This is a genomic window from Flavobacterium sp., from assembly GCF_036405015.1.
GTDB lineage: Bacteria > Bacteroidota > Bacteroidia > Flavobacteriales > Flavobacteriaceae > Flavobacterium.
The window spans coordinates 1-4,977 of sequence record NZ_DASWYK010000240.1 but is presented as its reverse complement, the minus strand read 5'-3'; the positions used below and the strand labels follow the sequence as shown (position 1 = coordinate 4,977).

Annotated in this window: 5 protein-coding genes and 1 pseudogene; 4 read left to right on the top strand and 2 right to left on the bottom strand. The window is 32.5% G+C overall.

Annotation, left to right across the window (positions count from 1 at the left end; all coding sequences use genetic code 11):
- The first annotated feature begins 279 nt into the window (after positions 1-279).
- Positions 280-738, top strand: a complete 459-nt coding sequence (locus VGE71_RS21040) for a DUF1810 domain-containing protein (protein WP_331140072.1) — start codon at positions 280-282, stop codon at positions 736-738.
- A 164-nt stretch (positions 739-902) separates the two neighbouring features.
- On the top strand, positions 903-2,312 hold the full coding sequence (locus tag VGE71_RS21035) for a PLP-dependent aminotransferase family protein (RefSeq protein ID WP_331140071.1): 1,410 nt from the start codon (positions 903-905) through the stop codon (positions 2,310-2,312).
- 214 nt (positions 2,313-2,526) lie between these two features.
- Here the strand turns inward: VGE71_RS21035 and VGE71_RS21030 are convergent, their stop codons facing one another.
- Positions 2,527-2,790, bottom strand: coding sequence for a DUF2024 family protein (locus tag VGE71_RS21030; protein ID WP_331140070.1), 264 nt, complete (start codon positions 2,788-2,790; stop codon positions 2,527-2,529).
- 248 nt (positions 2,791-3,038) lie between these two features.
- On the opposite strand from VGE71_RS21030, the gene VGE71_RS21025 reads away from it, so the two are divergent.
- Together VGE71_RS21025 and VGE71_RS21020 are read left to right on the top strand one after the other, a co-directional pair.
- Positions 3,039-3,770: a YggS family pyridoxal phosphate-dependent enzyme gene (locus VGE71_RS21025; RefSeq protein ID WP_331140069.1), complete on the top strand. Its 732-nt coding sequence runs from the start codon at positions 3,039-3,041 to the stop codon at positions 3,768-3,770.
- A 29-nt stretch (positions 3,771-3,799) separates the two neighbouring features.
- Entirely contained in the window at positions 3,800-4,501 is a 702-nt protein-coding gene (locus VGE71_RS21020) for an ATP-binding protein (RefSeq protein WP_331140068.1), read from the top strand.
- A 309-nt stretch (positions 4,502-4,810) separates the two neighbouring features.
- On the opposite strand, the pseudogene VGE71_RS21015 reads toward VGE71_RS21020, so the two are convergent.
- Positions 4,811-4,977: pseudogene (locus VGE71_RS21015) on the bottom strand (glycosyltransferase family 2 protein); the annotation flags it as partial.

Below are 4,977 nucleotides of genomic sequence, written 5' to 3'. Positions count from 1 at the left end.
TTCTGAGCGCGCAATTTAGAGCCAATTTTTTTCTGGAACATTAAAATAACATTAGAATTTAGGGAAGACTAAAACTTTAAAAAGAAATTAACAAGACATTCTTACACTTTTATGCGTTATCGAAATTATATAACAACCAACTATAATTCTATAACTTCTAAAAGACGTTGAATTCTACTTTTGGATATCGAAAATTCGATGAAGTTTAATACAGAAATTTTAAAAGTGTTACCCGATATAGAAACCCGATTTACAAACCATTTAATAAATGATCTCAACATGATTTATGCAAAAAATGATTTGACCCGATTTTTAGATGCTCAAAACAAATTGTACTTAACTGCCTATTCTGAACTTAAAAAAGGTAAAAAACAAACCAATTGGATGTGGTTTATTTTTCCGCAAATACAAGGATTAGGAAAAAGTGCTCTCTCCGATTATTATGCTGTTGCAGATCTGAAAGAGGCAACTGAATTTTTAAATCATCCGATTTTGGCGAAACATTTAATTGAAATTTCAAAATTGTTGCTGACTTTTAAAAAGAAATCTGCTGAAGGTATTCTGGGCGAACTTGACGCCAGAAAACTGCATTCGTCTATGAGTTTATTTGTTCAGGTAGAAAATGCCCATCCGGTTTTCCAAGAAGTTCTGGATACTTTTTTCTACGGACATTTGGATCAATTGACTTTAAATTTTACTCAAAAAACTGTTGTCCTGCCAGATACAGTACTTTCTTAATACTCTTAGAAAAAAAAGGGAACGTCTATAACCGTTCCCTTTTTTATTGAATGCCCCTTTTGATTTTAGCTTTGAACTTTTTTACAAAATATATTTTCCATCTTATAATTATTGTATTTTTGGACTAGTAAATAGTTTTTATTTTTAAATAAAAAATAGTCCAGATGCTTCGTCCGTGGTCATTAGAAATTCAGCTTGACAAAAAATCCAACAAAGCGATTTATCTTCAAATTGCCGATGCTGTGATTGATGCGATTAAAACAGGGAAATTAATTAGCGGTAATGCTCTTCCTGGAAGCAGGCAATTGGCGGCATTATTGAAAGTGAATCGGAATACGGTTGTTGAAGCTCTAGACGTTTTGATTGCCGAAGGCTGGCTTATCTCTGTTGACCGAAAAGGAACTTTTGTAACGCATTCCCTTCCAAAATTTTCTCTCATTTCAGAAAACAAAAAAGAGTCAGAAACCATTATGGAAGAGCCTAAAAGTTATCTGACTTTTGATGATGGACTTCCCGACAGCCGATTGGCACCAATGAATGATTTGGCAAGAGCCTACAGAGAATTATTCAGCCGAAAATCACGCTGGCAGATTATGGGTTACAGCAATGAATTAGGAAGTCTCGAATTCAGAAAATCAATTGCCCAAATGCTGAATTTTAAACGTGGTATGAGTATTTCGCACGATCAAATTTGCATTACACGAGGAAGTCAAATGGCGATGTATTTGGCTTCACATTGTATATTAAAATCGGGCGACTTTGTTTTGGTTGAAAATCCCGGTTACAAACCTGCTTGGGAAGCTTTTGAAAATGCTGGCGCAACTTTACTTCCTGTAAATGTAGAATCTGACGGATTAGATATTAATCAAGTCGAAAAATACCTTCAGCATAAAAACATAAAAGCGATTTATGTTACACCTCATCATCAATTTCCGACTACAGTGACCTTGTCTTTAAAAAAGAGATTAAAATTGATTGAACTTTCCAATCAGTATCATTTTACAATAATTGAAGACGATTATGATAATGAATTTCATTTTGGACAACGACCGATACTTCCAATTTCGAGTTATTCGGCTCTGAAAAATTACATTTATATTGGCACTTTCAGTAAAATTGTCGCGCCAGCTTTACGTATTGGATATTTAGCGAGTTCACATGAGAACATTCAAAAAATTGGAAACCATAGAAAAATCATCGATGTTCAGGGCGATAATATTATGGAAGAAGCAATTCTAAACCTCATCAATGAAGGTAAAATAAAGCGTCATCTTAAAAAGACTAATTTGGTTTACAAAAACAAAAGAGATTATTTTGAAAGCATTTTAAATCAATATCTGCAAGACAAAATCACGTTTACAAAACCCGAAGGCGGACTTGCGTTTTGGATTGTTCCAAATTCAGAAGTTAATGTTCTGGAAATTTTCGAAAAGCTAAAAGCACTAGGCATTCAAATCATGAACCCTGACCGATTTAGTTTTGACGAAATGATCAAAGGTTTTCGTTTGGGTTATGCTTCACTTTCTGAAAAACAAATTGAAGAAGGAATAAAAGCGCTTGCAAAATTGTTATAAAAAAACTTTCGACTTCACTCAGGGTAACAAACAGTTTGCCCGGCTGAAAGAAATCAAAACCTTTTTTTTCTAACACATAGAAACATAGATTTTATATTTATTGAAAGGATAAAAATAGAATGACTGGTCATTACACATAGCTATGTGCATTAATGACAGTGAAACGCCTTTTTGAAGTATTTTAAAAACTATGTTTCTATGTGTTTAAAATAAATCAATTACAGTTTTCCATTTCAATAATAGAAAAACCATTTGCCCGAACTTGATTTTCTACTTCAATCGGTGCTTTATCAATGTGACAAAAACGGCATTCTTTAGAAGATAATGCCTGCCCTTCTTGATCTACACTTTTTAAGTATAATTTTCCGTATTCATAAACTTGTTCTGCATCGTTAACATTTTCATCAACTAAAATATCAAAATGCATAATTTTTCCGTCTTTGCGGGTTACATAAGTATCCCAAACTGCTATTTTCATTTTTTTTAAAGGTGCTAAGGTTCTAAGTCACTAAGATTCTGTGTTTTCTCTTTGCAAATTTATATTGGTTTTGGAAGTAGTGAATCATCCAGTTTTTTCATTTTTTGAGCGGTACTGGTCCAGTTGAGATTTTAAATAAAAATTGTTTTTAAATTCAATTAATTTAAAAACAATCGTTTTATCTGGACTACTTTTAATTACAAAAACTGGATCAAAAGCACCTTCCAGATTAGGTTTAATTTTGCGGTATGAAAAACGATATTATTTTTAATTTGATTAAAGTCCATCAGCGTATTGAAAATGCTTGTGTATTGGCTGGCAGAAATCCAGCTGATGTTCAGCTTTTATTGGCAACTAAAACTGTTCCGGCAGAACAAATACGAATTGCAATTCAAGCTGGCGAAACTTTAATGGGAGAAAATAAAATGCAGGAACTACGAGATAAAAATGATGTTTTGAAAAATCTTCCTGTTGAACGGCATTTTATTGGACATCTTCAAACCAATAAAGTAAAAGATGTTTTGAAATACGTGACTTGCATTCAATCTTTGGATCGAATAAATCTGGCTGATGAATTGCACAAACAACTTCAAAACCAAAACAGAAAATTAGATGTTTTTGTTCAGGTGAATACTTCTTATGAAGAAAGCAAATTTGGATTGGATCCTTCAGAAGTTTTATCATTCATTAAAAAAATAAAAACGTACGAAACCTTGAATATTAAAGGTTTAATGAGCATTGGACTTTTAGATGTTGAAAAAGAAAAAATGATTCCGTCTTTACGACTTTTAAGAACCATTCGAGATGAAATTTACGCTGAAGGAATTGAAGGTTTAGAAGATTTAAAACTCTCCATGGGAATGTCACAAGACTTAGAACTGGCGATTGCCGAAGGTTCTAATATGGTAAGAATTGGAACTTCGATCTTTGGAAATCGTTTTTTAGGAAAAGAAATCTGGAATGAAAACATTGCAGAATAAAACTTAATTTTGCAGCAAATAAAACGCAGATGAACCTGAATGATCTTACCGTAATTGATACTGAAAAAATCGCTTTAGACGATTTGTTTTTTAGCGAGGAAAATAAAGCTTTGTTACTTCAAATTATCAAAGAACATCAATATATTGACGAATTAAAAAAATACAATCTCAAAGTTGATAATAAAATATTGCTTCACGGAAGTTCGGGTTGTGGTAAAACGACAACTGCCAAAGCGATTGCAAATACGTTAAACAAAAAGATTATCATTGTAAACCTCAGCACTGTAATTGATGCGAGAATTGGTGAAACTTCTAAAAATCTAAAAGCCATTTTTGATAAAGCAATTCGCGAAAGAGCGGTTTTATTTTTAGATGAATTTGATCAAATCGGAAAAAGCCGTGACAGCGACGATAAAGATGTTGGCGAAATGAGACGTTTGGTCAATACGATAATTCAGCTTTTTGATTATTTTCCTTCAGATAGTTTAGTAATCTGCGCAACGAATCATTACGAAATTATAGACAGTGCTTTATTGAGAAGATTTCAGCTTCGTTTGAAATATGAAATGCCTTCTGAAAGTCATTTGGATATTTATTACGATAAAATTTTAAGTGAATTTCCAGAGCAATTTCAAAAAATTGAGAGACGTTATTCTATTTCTTATGCCGAAGCTTTAGATTATATTCATACTTCTATGAAAAAACAAATTATTGCTTCTTTGGAATATTAATTTCTTTGAACAACTCGTATCAACCTTTTGTAATGTTCCGTAGGAACATCTCGTCGGTAGTAGAAATAGATTTTGAATCATACAGTACGTTCCGTAGGAACGTTTGATTATTGATTTGAATATTCCATTTAGAAAAATCAAGTGTCCCTACAGGACACAACACAAAACGAGGTATTTTTTTTTACCAACGAGATGTTCCTACGGAACATTAAGAATATTAAACGTTTATGTGATAAATCAAAAAACCCGCTGAAAATACAGCGGGTTTTTCTTTACGGAGTTTTTATATAGAATGAATAGTGTACTAATTTATAATCCTCTTGTCAACCATCCTTTTTTGTTAGCTGTTGCTATCGCATAAGGCGCAATCCAGAATAAACTGAAAGTGTAGAAAACACTGTAAGAATAAGCCCAGAAAGACTCAGACAAGTTGTATCTTTTTGCATAAAACAACATAGAGAAACTTGAGAAAATTA